Origin of the sequence: Paraburkholderia megapolitana, from assembly GCF_007556815.1 — a bacterium.
Classification (GTDB): domain Bacteria; phylum Pseudomonadota; class Gammaproteobacteria; order Burkholderiales; family Burkholderiaceae; genus Paraburkholderia; species Paraburkholderia megapolitana.
Map to the genome: position 1 here is coordinate 85,566 of NZ_CP041744.1, position 12,237 is coordinate 97,802.

Sequence of the window (12,237 nt, forward strand, 5' to 3'; positions counted from 1 at the left end):
TGGCCTGGTGAAACATGGTCACCGCCCTTCCAAAGCGCTCTCGGTTGGATCGGCAATAATTTCAGACGGCTAAAGGAATCATGGTGTATTCATACCGACCATTAACGGAAAATGATCTGAGAGCGACATACGAAATCAGGTTCTCCGTCACGCAAAATCTGATTCACGGCCATCAGGTGAAATATCTCCAGCGGGACCACGCTCTGGAAGATATAAGGCAAGGCGGCGGCTGGATGTGTGTCGCTGACGGAAGGGAGGTTGGGTTTTGCATGCCGCTTTTCATTCCAGAGCCCTATCTGGCCGCGTTATTTGTCGTCCCGGAGCATCAGGGGAAAGGTGTAGGCGGTGCCCTGCTTGAACTGGCACTGAAGTGGCTAAAAGAAAAGGGGGGCCGATTGATCACACTGGAGACTGATCCGGGGTCAGTCGCAGAGGGTTTTTACAAAAATCGCGGCTGGGAGAAAACCGGTATGGGTGAGTTCGGGATACAAAATGTCTATGTCCGTCAACTGTAACCGGGGCCAGTGGCTCGTTGGCCTGGTGCTTGTCACGCTGGTCGCGCTGACTGGCAATAACGCAAGGGCTGAGGATTTCACGGTCGAGATCTCCGGGAAAATATCGAATTTCACAGATCCTCAGAGAAAGGTCTACGACTTAACCGAAAAGGATATCCCTGTTATCAAGCAGGCGACTATCAGAACGTCCACAAACTGGACGAAGACTGAGACTTTCACCGGGTTCAGTGCCAGAGATTTACTGACAAAAATTGGCGCGACTGGAAAATTTCTGGACATATCCTGTCTCGATGATTACGAATATACGATACCTGTCTCGGATATATCGAAGTACGATCTCGTTTTCGCATATATGCGAAACGGAGTTCGTATGGGCATAGAGAATCTCGGCCCGCTCGCCCTGATCTACCCCAGAGATCAGCATCCCAAGGAACTTGGTGGCCCTGACGTCGACGCAAAATTCATATGGCAGATATCAAAGATAGTAGTCAAATGAGTCGCGGCGCGACCAGAGATAACTATTCTCTGTACAAGGCCATTTACTGGCTCTCTTCGCTTGTTTTTATCGCAATCATCTCGTATGTTGCGTTTGATTTCATGTCGGCAGGCGAAAGCCTCATGAAGGATCTTGCTCCATCGCTTGATAGTTATTCGGCGATCGAGCGCATACAGATCCCTACGGAACGACTGATGATAGATGTCGTTCGCCTGCCTGACCCGCACGCACTCGCCGATCTCAAGGTGACCGCGAGTGTCGTCCGCTCAAGGTTTGACGTTTTTCGAACGGGAACAAGACTGGGGGACGTACTCGCCGCAGACCCGGTCACTTATCAGCGAATGCTGGCGACCGGAGACAGGTTTAACGTCATCGCCATGCATCTGACAGAACTGCAAGGCGATATATCTGGACGCGAGAGGGTCATCGATGAGCTAGAGAATTTCAGAAAGACGTTGGTTCATCTGAATAATGATCTTTACCCCGACCAGATCCGGCATTACGCGCTGATAATGGAGACGACCCAGAACCAGCGGCGCCTGTTCATTTATACATGTATAGCCTGGTCTGCTGCAACGATGATCTGGGGTGGATTTTTCATGATGCTTGGCCTGAAGTATCGAAGGACATATAAAGAAAAAGAAGATGCCATTCAGCGAAAGAGCCTCTTTGTTGCCCTGTTCAATCATGAATTGAGATCTCCCCTGCAGTCGTTAGTTGGCCATGCCGATAATCTTCTGGAAAAGGTCAACGATAGACCGGACCTGGCGTCTGGTCAGAGCATAGAGACCGAGGTCAAGGCCATCGACCGTTGCGTTGAAACCATTCAGGCAAGAATGACAACCTTCAATCAGTATTCGAGACTGGAAGCTGGGAAGGTAACACTAATACGGGAGAGCGTTGATGTCCACGAGATGGTCCTGTTCGTTGTCGAGAGCCTGAGAGCAGTGGCCGACGAAAAGGGGATCAGCATCCTGGCTGACGCAGAGATCCAGAATCAGGATTTCACGGTAGATAAACAAGGGCTTCAACAGATTCTCGAGAATATCATCGGGAATGCCGTTAAATTTACTACACACGGAAACGTTGCTGTTTCGGCCTCTGTGGTGATGCCCCGATCACACGAACGCTGCCTGCAGATCAGGGTCACCGATACTGGAATTGGGATGACGGCCGCAGAACAGGAGAAAATCTTCGATCCATTCTTCAGGGCCGAGCGCACCGGCGGGATCGGCGGAGTCGGCCTTGGACTGGCCATGGTGAAGTTTCTCGTGGACATCATGGGCGGGGATATCCGGGTGAGCAGTAAAATTCACGAAGGGACGGAAGTTACTGTCAGAATCCCGGTTGCGTGAATGTCTAGCAACTCACCCTGTCAGGAGTGAGCCCCCGGTTTGACGTCGTGGCTGAGAAATAGCGAAAAGAAGGTCGTTGCCAGTATCTTTGGTCGCATTGGTTTCTCGAGCACAACAACCTCGTAAAGCTCGACAATCCGGGCCAGGTCCGACTCGTCGATTACATGCGTCTCGATCTCCCCGGTCAGGATGACAATGGGAGCGAAATTCTCCGAGACCTCCCGCACATGCCTGACTGCCGCCTCTGCGGTAGTGGTTCTCGAAAGAACCCAGTCCATTATGTAACCGTCAAATGTCGATTTCTCTGCGTCGTTGATGAATGCATCGAGAGAATTGTATTCCTCGACATCGAGTCCCAGCGCCTTGAAACTGGTGGAGATGCTCTTTGTTATCTCATGTTCGTCGTCCAGGACGGCAATGCGCGGGGGCGGGAGAATCTCAATATTCCGGATCGTGTAGCACTCGACATGCTCTGAAATAGTGTTTCCCGGCACTACGATCCATGCGTCTCCTCTCTGGACGGCGACGAAATTCTCGTGCTGGGGTGTTGGCGTCACATCCCCCCGAACGATATTGCATCGTTGCGTTCGATCATTGAATCTGAGAATGGCGTTCCATTTCTCTTTGCCACCATAATCAATCAAGGTACTTAAAGGTACATGAAAATGGCGCGCGATAGCTTGTAATTGCTCACGGGTCCACGCCTTCTGGCCGTTCATTTTTTTCTGAACAGAGGTGTAGTGCAGGTCCAGCAGCTCTGCGAGAAATTTATTCTGTTGTCGGGTCGGGATATCCCGATTATTCAGGATCTCTCTAATTTTCTGCGCGTATTGCTCGGAATTATCCATAAATGAATTGTAATCCAGTTTGCATAGATTCTGATCCCTCTATGCGGATCGTGGATGATGGAGCGAATACGTCTGGCTTTCAGTGATCATCCTGAAAAATATTTTGAGTCTATTCGCACACTCACGGCTTATATCCAATCATCCAGTGCGCATCATTTCTGCGCCTACCAGCGCGGAGCAAGCTTTCAGCGCGGTCTCGAACGTTGCAAATGTACAACGAAAATCTTCGACCCGAAAGCAGAATTCGCTGTCTCCCGCACTTGACAAGACCTGGCGCGATCCATAGGGTACGCATTGTCTAATTAAAGTCTGTTTGTGGTCTGTTATAGGTCTTCTTTTTGAGACTAACGAGATTGGGATCGAGCGAGGCATCGACTGTGGTTACCTGCACCTCACAGCATCTAGCAACACCAACCGTCAGGAAATTTCTCGATGGTGCTGAAGCAATGTCGCTTGGCTACGTTATAAGCGTCAACCGGGGCGCGTCCGGTGATGACGGGCGTCGGGTTCCGGCGTGAGGTCGATGAATGAAGAACTATCAGCCTAGTCAGCGGCGATATCGCGCGGCCACCATTTACCTGGGAGCGACGCTTGTGAGCTGCTTCGCAGCTGCATCCATCGTCGCCTGCGCGCTCAGCCTTTTGCCCGACGCAATTGCAGGCGGCGCCGTGGTATTGGCCATTCTGGCCGTTTCCGCCTGCCTGATCGTCTACGGCGCGAGTACTTCCCGCGCGGGCGAAGTGGAGCTGTCACCTCCCCTAACAATCGCTCACGAAGGCCGAGCGATATGCGAAAGCCTCTCGGCGCAGCTGGTGAAGGCCCAACTGGTGAATCCGGAGTTCGGGAGTCAGCCTGCGAAACTGGACGGATGCAGATCAGAGCGTATCCGCGTACTTCAGTCATGGCCGGTAGACGGCGACGATATCGCAAAGGTACGACGCAGATATCGTGTAGCCGCCAATATCGACACCTCATTGCCGGGCCGTGGCCATGCGCCGGGCGGCACCTGCAGCCTGCCTCCCGGGCTTTCGGCCGGAGGTGTCTCGTCAGGGGCGCTAATTTCGCACACAGGCGTTGACCGGGTGAGGCAACTGTGAGTCCGGACTACACGCAGATTGCGATACCACGCCGCAAGCGCACGGCCGCCGGCGCACGGCCGATAGAGTTCATAGACTTGACCCCGCGATGGAGGACGCTCATGCCAATCCTGCTCGCGACGATAGAGGGTGGTACGCAGACCGGCCGGGCCAACGCGTTGCGCGGGCTGCACGAACTCGCCGACACCGTCGACTCGACACACGCGACACAAATGCGCATGCGGGCGGTGCTCACATCGCTTCTCGACATACTCGCCCGCTCCCGAAGTGCACTGACACCTGGGGAAGACGCGGTGTTGTCGGAAGCACTCGAACTGCTCGAGCTAACGAAGCCCCCGGTCGTCCCGCTGAAAAAGCGATAGCCGTCGAGGCAAGCCAGTGGGCTTACGTTGCCGACGCGCGAGCGGGTTACGACGACTGAAACGACCGTCGTGCATGTTTGCCCGACAGGCTTTCCCGTTGAGAAATTCGGCCGGGCGATGAACCCGATGATTGCTTGCGCGACACGGGTCGTGGACGGGGACGCTGCGTCTGTCTTCATGCAATATTGGAGGCTTCAGATCGAGGACTTGGGACGACCTCTTCGCCCTGTAAACCGGTTGGCGAATCGGAGATTCGCTTCGTTGGTGGGGTCTGCGTATTCAGTATATAACTTAGGTATGGATGCTCTAACCGTCTGGGTCAATGACCCGCTACAGGCATATACCCGGTGGCAGCAGAACGAGGCCGCCGGCGTCGACGGGAAGCCGTTTTCGCCTCGCTCCATCGTGCAGCACAGGGCGATGTTTGAACGATTCTTCCGACACCTGATACACCATCGTGTAACGCTCGCGACCTTCGGAGCCGCACATCTCGACTATTTCTTTGCTGAAGTGGAGAACCGCTGCGCGTCCGGTTCCGCGACACAGGCTCGGTATCTCAGACTGATCGAGCGGGTTTGCCGACACTTGATCGAGCTCGGTTTGCGCGAACACAATCCGGCGGCGGAGCTTGCCTACGCCGTTTCATGGCCTGAGGACGACCCCCGGCTTTCGTTTCTGGATGAACCGGATGCCCTGCGCCTCGAGGCCTTCGTTCGACCCAGCACTGCCGACTCCTTCACGCAGCAGCGCGAGCGTGCGATCACGGCGCTTCTACTGGCCACTGGCGTAGCGCCGGCTGAACTCAGGTCTGCCCGCCGCCCCGACGTCGTTGTCGACCGTGTACGGTCACATTTCGACGTGACCCGGCACGGTGCGCGTCCCGCCCGACGCGTGCCCGTTGCCGACTTCGGTGTGCCAGCGCTTGCAGCCTGGCTAAACGTCCACACCGATGGCGGCAACGATGTCCTGCTTTTCCCGTCGCCTCGCGGTGGCCAGCTAACCGATATGTATCTTGGGCGCATGCTCGCACGTGTTTTTGCGCTGACAGGAATCGATCATTCTGGAGGCAACCCGCGAACCCTGCGCAACACTTACGCACGGCGCCAGATGCTCGGTGGCCGCAGCGATGCCGATGTTGCATCCCTCCTCGGCCTGGTCAGCCCACGTACGGTCACGAGGATCAGAGCGACATTGCCTTCCGCGCGAACCACGTCGGTGGTCGCGCTGCCTTGACTTCGCAACTGCCTCCTTAGTCTGGAAGAGTCGTCCCGTCGGGGGCGGCATACCCGGAGTGAACGGAGCAAAGCAATGACCTACAAGACTGTCTTTAACGAACTCATCTACCAGTGCGAAACGGGAGAGCCGGCCGTCGCGCTTCACGGTCGCACTCGGCGACCCGCCAGCACGCGTCGTTGTCTTTCACGTTGTGCACGATGCCCCCTCACAGCGTCAATCCGGTCGCGAACGTGTTCGCACACGATCAGATCTTGAACCGGTTAATGGGACCCCGCCTCGCTGGCCTTATCCTTTCGGCCGCGACAGTGGTCGTGGGTGAACGATCTAGGCGAGGCGGACCTGGTCCTCGGGTTCATGCTATCGTTTGGCATAGGGGTTATTTCTATGGACGGGGAGCGAGCATGGGTTGGAGCTTTTTTGCACTCGGCGTGACAGTCGTGCTGTGTGCTCTTGCGCTGGTCATGGATCACAACGGTCGCAAGGCGGACCGCGAGCGCGGCACTCGCCGCCGCTAGCCTCTTCTTCGGGTGAAGCATTGCCCCGTTACCACTGCAAGCTGCACCTTCGGGAGCAGCTTTTTTGTTTCTGGGGCAGAAATGAATACATTTCGCGATCTGTCCGTCGCGCAGATGACAACGCCCCTTGATCTCACGGATATGACGCTTCGCTACATCGTGTGTCAACCGGAACTCCCACTCGCCGGTACGGACCTCGAACCCGAGTGAATCACGGTTGCGCTCTCGCGGTAACGAAGACGAGGACCGGCACGGCCCGCCACGCTTATCGCACTGGTCACGCGTCACCTAGCAGCAACGGGTTCGCCAGGACATGGGAACTCGATGTGCCCGACTCCTTGAGTTTGATGCTGCTGTATCCCCTGGGCGACTACGGTCTGCCCGAAAATATCTCGCAATGCGTCCTGTTCACTACTTTGAACAACTGTCGGTTGGCGTTCACCGGCGATAGGCCGGTCACCAGGGCGCGCAGACGATGCGCTAGCAGTGCGCGCCGCATTTAACACTGGACCGGCTTGAAGGGACTCCATTCCCGGCGCTGCCTGGAACATGGGAGAGACTTTATCGTGCCCAAACGTTACCCCGCACAGTGCCCGGTATCGTGAGCAATTCACCGATTCACCGCTCATTTCACTGGACGCATGGATCTTCCCTGCAACACGATTACCCATCGGTCTATCGAGCGCCGGGACGACACCTGTCGATCCCGGAGCCATATCGCGTGGATGGGCTTCCTCAGCGTGCGAGGATGCGGTACAGCGCAGGCCGTGAAATTCCAAGCGCGGCCGCTGCGTGTGTCTTGTTGCCGGAAGCTCTATCGAGCGCCTGGGTAACGTCGTCGCGCGAGGGCGCGGGGGCCGCGTAAGGCGCTGTTGTATTTTTAATGTGGAGAGGTACGCATTCGCCTTGGTGATGCGACTGTGACCCATCGCCTCCGCGACGCGACGTTGCGCTTCCTCATGCAACGCGGCATCGGGTACAAGATCAGATCGCTTGATCGGTGCGGGCGTTCCGGTAACGGTCTCGTACAGTTCATGTGCCCACTGATGCCGCAGTCCGTGGCTCGTGAAACCGAGTCCCGACTTCGTCACGCCGTGCTTTTCCAGCACGTAGTAGTACCAGTCCCGCCATTGTTTCAGCGTGCGGTCTGCCGGTACTGTCGAGCCCGTCACCCCGTTGCTCAGTCGCGCAGCTTCCTCCAGCACATTGATGCGCTCCTGGATCGGCACCTCCCGCGGGCGGCCGCCCTTTGTGCCGCGGTCAATGCCCAGTGTCTGCGGATTGCGCGCCGCCTCGAGCGGACGCAGCATGAAGCTTTCCAGCACGCGCAGACCGAATGCTGCCTGCAGTTTGAGCTGAACCGCAACATAGGGACACGTCTGGCCGATCTCTTCAATCTTCTGTGCGGCCGTGATGCCGTGACCGATCCACGACTTGTCCTCGATCGCCACATACGAGCGTACAAGTCCTTTCTCTTTCCGGTCAACGTAGTCGGCCAGTGTGCCGACGAGATCCTTCTTCCCTATCCATGACGCTAGCGCGCGAAGGTAAGTCAGCTTGTTCTCGATCGTGCCTCCTCCCTGACCGAGCGACACCCAATGCTGCACCAGCCATCTCACATGCTTCTCCTTGAGAGACCACGGAGACTGGATCTCGAATCCGCCACGCCGCAATTCGACAAATGCCTTGCAGAGCGCTCCGGTCCGTCGTTCCTGCGTCAGCGCAGACAGCGACTTCACACTAAGCCGAGTCCGGCTGTGTATCTCCTGCACGTGCCTGTCAAAGATGCGGAGCAACGCATCGGTCAATGCCGGGGGTAACCCGTATCCGCGTACCAGTTCCCTTACGTTCAATACCATCGCCATCGTCCGTTACCCTTCGTTTCCATGTCCTGTATCACCGGGATCGACAGCCCGGTCCGTCGCTGGCGCACGCCCCTACCTGGCGCGCTCCGCGTGGTCCACCACATGGACCCCTTCTGTACTGCTTCACGCCGCTTACCAGGCGACATCGCCGGTTACCCCCGGCGTGGGGTCCTGACTTCCTGCCTTTAGCGATTCAATCTGATCAGCCCGGCACACGGAAGATGTGCGCTCCGACTGTCCTGCCCACTGCGTAATCGATCCCGTCGCAGGGCGCTTCGCGCGGCCCCACTGGCATCGACTGCTACCACCGCAGTTTCGCGGCTACCCTCGCCGGCCCGACGCTCTCGCGTCGTCGCCGCGCGTCGCATGACGTGCGGTATGGACCTGCCGGGTAATTTCTGTTGCGCATTTGTGGTTACGGCTGCGCCTACCGTTATCTCTTCCGTTCAGGGAGCCGCGGAAGCCGGTCTATGCCGGTCCGCATCCACTCCCCCGTTCCAAAGCACGCTCGACTCAGCCGCGGTGTATCGGGCTTCGCGAGCGCACCCAGCGTCGTGTGCTGAAGGAACGCGTCCATTGCCGTTGAGGCTGCGCGGAGTGTCCGGTTGTCCGGTCTCCACACCCTCTCATTAGCAAACATAGCGGCGGACACCCGCCAATCGTATGGATGTCGCACTGTCCACCATCCTCAGTCTGGATCGGTGTGGACTTGATCTGATTGAAAAAAAGACCGCGTCAGCGTGTGGCGCGATCAGTTTCATGAAATGTGGCCGCAGTGGGCCAGAATCAGAAGGGACGAAGGGCCATGGGCCCTCGGTTCGATGCGTCTGTGACGCGGTAGGTCTATCCAGAATAGTCACTCGCGCCAGTGTGAAAGCACCAAAAGCTCGCCTTAAGTGCCCCGCTTTCAGGACTTGACTTCGAAATGCCGTCGATAGACTGGACCGGGTCAAAGTCGCACTTCGCATGTGACTGACGACGCATGGCAACGTCTCACCTGACCAGTGAACCTGAATGGTGAACTTGAAGTGTGACTTTGCCTTTTCCGGTCCACACCTGGAGGAATCAAACTTGAAAACCCCGGTCTTCGCCGTCGACGTCGGCTACGGCAACACGAAATACGCATGGCGAGCAGCGAGCGGCACGATCGCCACGGGCATGTTCCCATCCCTCGCACCACTCGCGGCGAGCCGCGCGCTGTCGACGTACGGCGAACATGTGCTCGCCGCACGGAAGGTCGTGAGCATCACCATCGACCGGATTGATTACGAAGTCGGTCCCGACGTGTCGCTGACGGCTGCCTACGGCAACACAGGTCGCGCACTCACCGACGATTTCGGGCTCTCGGACAATTACGCGGCGCTGCTGGCCGGTGCCCTGCATTTCTCTGGTGTGACACGCATCGAGCGCCTCGTGCTCGGCCTGCCCGTGCACAATCTGAAACGGTATGAGGCCGCGCTGAAAGAGCGCTTCTGCGGAACCCTCGATTTCGGGCAAGGCAACATCACGGTGGAAAAGGTCGTCGTCGTTCCGCAACCGCTGGGGTCGCTGATTCTGGCGTCCGCCAACCGCCAGAACGAGTTCGGCCGCGACAGCGCCCACCTCGTGGTCGATGTCGGCTACTTCACGACCGACTGGCTATACGCAAACGGATTCTCGATGGACGACAGGCGCAGCGACGGGGTACCTGGTGGCGCATCGCAGATCTACCAGCGTATCGCCGGCCTGATCGCCCGCGATGAAGGCGAACAGGTCGACGACATCGAACGTATCGACAAGGCCATGCGCGAGCGAGCGCCATTCTTCTTCTATGGCAGGAACATCGATCTCGCACCGTACCTGGAGCAGTCAAGGCCGCTCGTGGCGCGCGTCGTGAAAGAAATGCAGAACAACGTCGGGCGACTGACGAACGTGCGATCCGTCATCCTCTCCGGCGGCGGAGCCGCACTGTATGCATCGGAGATTCGTGCAGCGTTCCCGCGGGTACTCATTGAGGTCATCGATTCACCGTGTCTTGCCAACGCACGTGGCTTCCTCGCCGTGGGTGAGGCAAGCGTTGCCCGCGATCGCCGCAACGGGTGAAGCCATGGACGAGAAAATCCGGATGACCGTCATCGTCAATCCGCTTGTATCGCCGCTGCTGTTTGCTGCACTCGCACCATTCAGTTCGCCACGCGCCCGGGCAATGCAACTACGGTCACTCGCGGAAGCCACCCTGCTGCAGCGTATGCAGACTGCGCATGGAACGGCCATGGTCGCGCTGGATCCGCGCCACAGCTCCGGTCAAACCATCCCGACTCCAAACGATGTCCACATTCTCGAAGTGCCGGACGCTTCTACCGGAGAGCTTGGCATATCCCCGGACGCGCTCGCGGACCAGCTGGGCGGTTTTCTCGATTAAGGACGGTGGGAACTTGACTTTACTGCGTACCTGCGAAGATGAATCACAGCATCCAGGGTGTTGAGCCTCGCGCCCCGACCCGAATGCGAAACAGGAGAAAAAGATGGAAATGCACAGGTTGTTTGATGCGCTGCTCACACCCGGGAGCGATGTGATCAATGTCATGCTTCACTACGCGATCGGGGTCCTTGCCTTCGGTGCATGTTGCGCGGCAGGTTGGTACTGTGGCGACTGGCTGTTCGAGTTTCTGAAAGGCCGAAAGGAGTAACCGATGCTCGAAGCTATCCTTCCGTGGTACCGCCGTTTCCATGCGCTGCCATTTCTGGTCCAGCGTGCACTGCTGTGTGTGCTGTTTGTCTGCTCGCTGATCGTGGGTGTCAAGATTGCGCCGTGGTCGACGGATACGGCCGGGGTCTTCCTGCTGATCGCCTGGGTCGGACTCGTGTGGGCAACCGGCTTCTGGTACGTGCTGCGTGTCGCGTGGTTCATTGCGCGGTTGGTGATTCGAATGAATTTCTGAATGCGGATCGCTCGGCCACACTAACAAAAATGCGGTACACCCGAACCACCCCAAAGGTTGAATCCATGTCCAACGTTTGTAAGCGCGAGTTTTCGCCCACCTAGCTTCCGTGCCTGAGAAGGTCCACGATTGCGTCCGCAACCCCAAATTTGCGGACGCAATCCATGACCGAGAATGACCTGACCTTTTTGCCCTTGCGGGTGACACGTGTTGGTGTCGGCGGCAAGCGCAGTTTCGACCCGGCAGGCAAGCGGCGACTGGTCGACGCCTGCCTGCAGCCAGGTGCATCGCTGTCTGGCCTCGCGCTGAAGGCTGGGGTGAACGCCAACCAGTTGCGCAAATGGGTTCGGCTGCGCGAACAGCAAACTGCCTGCGCGAGAGTCAACTCCGCGGTCGGATTCCCGGCTTTCGTGCCGGTCGTCGCGATCGATGACGCGGCGCCGGTCCCGGCGACGGCACCTGTTGCGCGGCCCACGCCTGAACTGGATCGCGCTGACCTGTCGTCACCGGCGACGCAGGGTGCGCGACTGTCGGCCAGATTGCCCAACGGCGTGAAGCTTGAGCTCGAATGTTCAGGACACGATGCCGCTCTCGTGAGCGCGATGATTGCCGCACTGGGAGCGTGCTGATGTTCCGGTTCGAGGCGGACCTGAAGGTCTTCCTGCATCGTGAGCCGATCGACTTCCGGGCCGGCATCAACAGCCTGGTGGCACTGGTCGAGCAGTCCATGCAACTCGACCCGTTTGCGCGTGCCGTGTTTGCCTTCCACAATCGCAGGCGCAACCGGGTCAAGTTGCTGTTCTACGAGCGCACCGGCTTCTGGCTGATGCTGCGGCGCCTTGAGCAGGACCACTTCGTCTGGCCACGCCGGCCACAGGCGGTGATCGAGTTGACGACCGAACAACTACATTGGCTCCTTGAGGGCATTGACGTCGACGCAGTGCGCCGCCATCCATCACGGCGGTACCGCCACGCGAGTTGAACGCCGGGGCGTTCCCGGTAAAACAACGGGCAGGTGAACGGTTAC

General features: G+C 57.8%; 14 protein-coding genes and 1 pseudogene. 13 read left to right on the plus strand and 2 right to left on the minus strand.

What is annotated here, in order from left to right; all coding sequences use genetic code 11:
* Positions 1-80 precede the first annotated feature (80 nt).
* From FNZ07_RS13150 to FNZ07_RS13160, 3 genes are read left to right on the plus strand one after another with little or no spacing between them, the layout of a single operon-like run.
* Positions 81-515: a GNAT family N-acetyltransferase gene (locus tag FNZ07_RS13150; RefSeq protein ID WP_091020531.1), complete on the plus strand. Its 435-nt coding sequence runs from the start codon at positions 81-83 to the stop codon at positions 513-515.
* Positions 493-1,011, plus strand: a complete 519-nt coding sequence (locus FNZ07_RS13155; RefSeq protein ID WP_143098192.1) for a putative pterin-binding protein — start codon at positions 493-495, stop codon at positions 1,009-1,011. Before FNZ07_RS13150 ends, FNZ07_RS13155 begins: the two co-directional genes overlap by 23 nt.
* Positions 981-2,366 carry a sensor histidine kinase gene (locus tag FNZ07_RS13160; protein ID WP_091020527.1) on the plus strand — a complete coding sequence of 462 codons (1,386 nt, stop codon included), beginning with the start codon at positions 981-983 and terminating at the stop codon, positions 2,364-2,366. The genes FNZ07_RS13155 and FNZ07_RS13160 overlap by 31 nt, the downstream gene beginning before the upstream one ends.
* A 20-nt stretch (positions 2,367-2,386) precedes the next feature.
* Here FNZ07_RS13160 and FNZ07_RS13165 read toward each other — a convergent pair whose 3' ends face one another.
* Entirely contained in the window at positions 2,387-3,214 is an 828-nt protein-coding gene (locus tag FNZ07_RS13165) for a helix-turn-helix domain-containing protein (protein ID WP_091020525.1), read from the minus strand.
* 527 nt (positions 3,215-3,741) lie between these two features.
* Here FNZ07_RS13165 and FNZ07_RS13170 point away from each other — a divergent pair.
* From FNZ07_RS13170 to FNZ07_RS34285, 4 genes are all read left to right on the plus strand, one after another.
* Positions 3,742-4,311: a hypothetical protein gene (locus FNZ07_RS13170; protein WP_091020523.1), complete on the plus strand. Its 570-nt coding sequence runs from the start codon at positions 3,742-3,744 to the stop codon at positions 4,309-4,311.
* A 101-nt stretch (positions 4,312-4,412) separates the two neighbouring features.
* Positions 4,413-4,673, plus strand: a complete 261-nt coding sequence (locus FNZ07_RS13175; protein WP_091020520.1) for a hypothetical protein — start codon at positions 4,413-4,415, stop codon at positions 4,671-4,673.
* 297 nt (positions 4,674-4,970) lie between these two features.
* The gene (locus FNZ07_RS13180) at positions 4,971-5,906 is read left to right on the plus strand and encodes a tyrosine-type recombinase/integrase (RefSeq protein WP_170275753.1); all 936 of its coding nucleotides are present in this window, start codon (positions 4,971-4,973) and stop codon (positions 5,904-5,906) included.
* Positions 5,907-6,505: 599 nt separating this feature from the next.
* On the plus strand, positions 6,506-6,634 hold the full coding sequence (locus tag FNZ07_RS34285) for a hypothetical protein (protein ID WP_281250587.1): 129 nt from the start codon (positions 6,506-6,508) through the stop codon (positions 6,632-6,634).
* 525 nt (positions 6,635-7,159) lie between these two features.
* On the opposite strand, the pseudogene FNZ07_RS13185 reads toward FNZ07_RS34285, so the two are convergent.
* Positions 7,160-8,289 (minus strand): annotated as a pseudogene (locus FNZ07_RS13185) (integrase domain-containing protein).
* Between the two features lie 1,071 nt (positions 8,290-9,360).
* Between FNZ07_RS13185 and FNZ07_RS13190 the strand changes: the two are divergent.
* From FNZ07_RS13190 to tnpB, 6 genes are all read left to right on the plus strand, one after another.
* Positions 9,361-10,371 (plus strand): PRTRC system protein D, encoded by a 1,011-nt coding sequence (locus FNZ07_RS13190; protein WP_091020514.1) that lies wholly within the window; start codon positions 9,361-9,363, stop codon positions 10,369-10,371.
* Between the two features lie 4 nt (positions 10,372-10,375).
* Positions 10,376-10,690 carry a hypothetical protein gene (locus FNZ07_RS13195; RefSeq protein WP_143098191.1) on the plus strand — a complete coding sequence of 105 codons (315 nt, stop codon included), beginning with the start codon at positions 10,376-10,378 and terminating at the stop codon, positions 10,688-10,690.
* 103 nt (positions 10,691-10,793) lie between these two features.
* Positions 10,794-10,958: a hypothetical protein gene (locus FNZ07_RS33625; RefSeq protein ID WP_170275754.1), complete on the plus strand. Its 165-nt coding sequence runs from the start codon at positions 10,794-10,796 to the stop codon at positions 10,956-10,958.
* A 3-nt stretch (positions 10,959-10,961) separates the two neighbouring features.
* The gene (locus FNZ07_RS13200; protein ID WP_091020510.1) at positions 10,962-11,210 is read left to right on the plus strand and encodes a hypothetical protein; all 249 of its coding nucleotides are present in this window, start codon (positions 10,962-10,964) and stop codon (positions 11,208-11,210) included.
* A gap of 164 nt (positions 11,211-11,374) precedes the next feature.
* On the plus strand, positions 11,375-11,839 hold the full coding sequence (gene tnpA / locus FNZ07_RS13205) for an IS66-like element accessory protein TnpA (RefSeq protein ID WP_091020679.1): 465 nt from the start codon (positions 11,375-11,377) through the stop codon (positions 11,837-11,839).
* Positions 11,839-12,192 (plus strand): IS66 family insertion sequence element accessory protein TnpB, encoded by a 354-nt coding sequence (gene tnpB / locus FNZ07_RS13210; protein ID WP_170275755.1) that lies wholly within the window; start codon positions 11,839-11,841, stop codon positions 12,190-12,192. Before tnpA ends, tnpB begins: the two co-directional genes overlap by 1 nt.
* The last annotated feature ends 45 nt before the right edge of the window (positions 12,193-12,237 follow it).